This window comes from Kineococcus indalonis, from assembly GCF_009906395.1.
Lineage (GTDB): Bacteria > Actinomycetota > Actinomycetes > Actinomycetales > Kineococcaceae > Kineococcus > Kineococcus indalonis.
Window position 1 is genome coordinate 1 of sequence record NZ_JAAALM010000740.1, and the last position, 1,454, is coordinate 1,454.

Sequence of the window (1,454 nt, forward strand, 5' to 3'; positions counted from 1 at the left end):
GCACCCGCCCCGGCGCGCGCCGCGCACCGGCCCGCGCGCGCCGCCGGCTTCGCCGCCGCCTCCGCCGCCCTGGTGCTGGTGTTCGTCTCCGCGGGCACCCCCATCCCGCTCTACAACAGCTACCGCGCCCAGGACGGGCTGACGAACGCCGACCTGTCCGTGGTGACCGTGGTGTACCTGGCGGCCGCGGCGCTGTCCCTGCTCGTGCTGGGCCGCCTGTCCGACCACCTGGGCCGCCGCCCCGTGGGCGTCGGCGCGCTGGTCTCCTCGGCGCTGGGGCTGCTGGTCCTGCTCGGCGTGGACGGCGTCGGCGCCCTGGCCGCGGGCCGGCTGCTGCAGGGCCTGGCCACCGGGCTGGCCTCCAGCGCGCTGGGCGCCCTCGCGGTGGACTGCGCGCCCGAGCGCCCCCGCTGGCTGCCGGCGGTGGTCACCAGCGCCGCCCCCATGCTCGGCATCCCCGCCGGCGCGCTGCTGTCCGGGGCGCTCGTGGACCACGCCCCCGCGCCGCGCCACCTGGTGTACTCCGCGGTCGCCGTCCTGCTCCTGACCGCCGCCGCCCTGGTGGCGCTGGGCCCGGAGCCCGTGGCGCGCACCACGGCGCGGCGCGCCCTGGCCTCGCTGCGCCCGCGCGTGCTCGTGCCCGCCGGCGCCGGGCGCCCCCTGCTGGCCGTGACCGGGCTGATCCTGGCGACCTGGTCGGTGGGCGGCTTCTACCAGGCGTTCGGCCCCTCGATCGCCGCCGACCAGCTGGGGTCCGAGGCGTCGCTGACGGCGGCGGCCGTGTTCGGCTCCTTCACCCTGCTCAGCGTCCTCGGCGGCCCGCTGACCGCCCGGCTGCGCCCGGAGCGGGCGGTGCGGCTGGGGGCGCTGGCCTACGCGCTGTGCGTGGCCGGGGTGCTGCTGGCGCTGCGCGCCGAGGCGATCGGGCCCTTCCTCGGCGCGAGCCTGCTCGCGGGCGTGGCGCAGGGAGCGGCCCAGACCGGCGGCATGGGCACCCTGCTGGCGCGCACCGCGCCGGGCGAGCGCGCCGGGCTGCTCTCCACCGTGTTCCTCGTGAACTACAGCAGCGCCGCCGTGCCCGGCCTGGTCGCCGGGCGCCTGACGCAGACGTTCAGCATGCTCCAGATCGCCGCCGGCTACGGCGCGCTCGTGCTGGTGGGGGTGGGCGCGGCCCCTGGCGCGCGACGTCCACCTCGGCTGGAGCCGGCGCGCCGACGGTGACGAGGGTCGCGTCCGGGGGCGGCTGCGGGACGGCCGTGACGAGCAGGTGGGTCCCGCCGCGCAGCGGCCGGGGCGTGGCCCGGGCGGTGCTGGCGGGGCAGCGCCGGCTGCGCGGTGCCGTCCGTCACGGTGCCGTCCGTCACGGTGGAGCCCAGCAGGACCGGCAGCCGCCCCACGACCGGGATGACCAGGGTCTGCATGAGGGAGACGGAGATCCCGGCCAGGGCCAGGAC

1 protein-coding gene is annotated in these 1,454 nt (G+C 79.2%); it reads left to right on the forward strand.

What is annotated here, in order from left to right; translation table 11 throughout:
- Positions 1-1,221 (forward strand): MFS transporter (locus GTR00_RS20730; RefSeq protein WP_166613413.1); only part of this gene is annotated, 1,221 nt, incomplete at its 5' end.
- Positions 1,222-1,454: the final 233 nt, after the last annotated feature.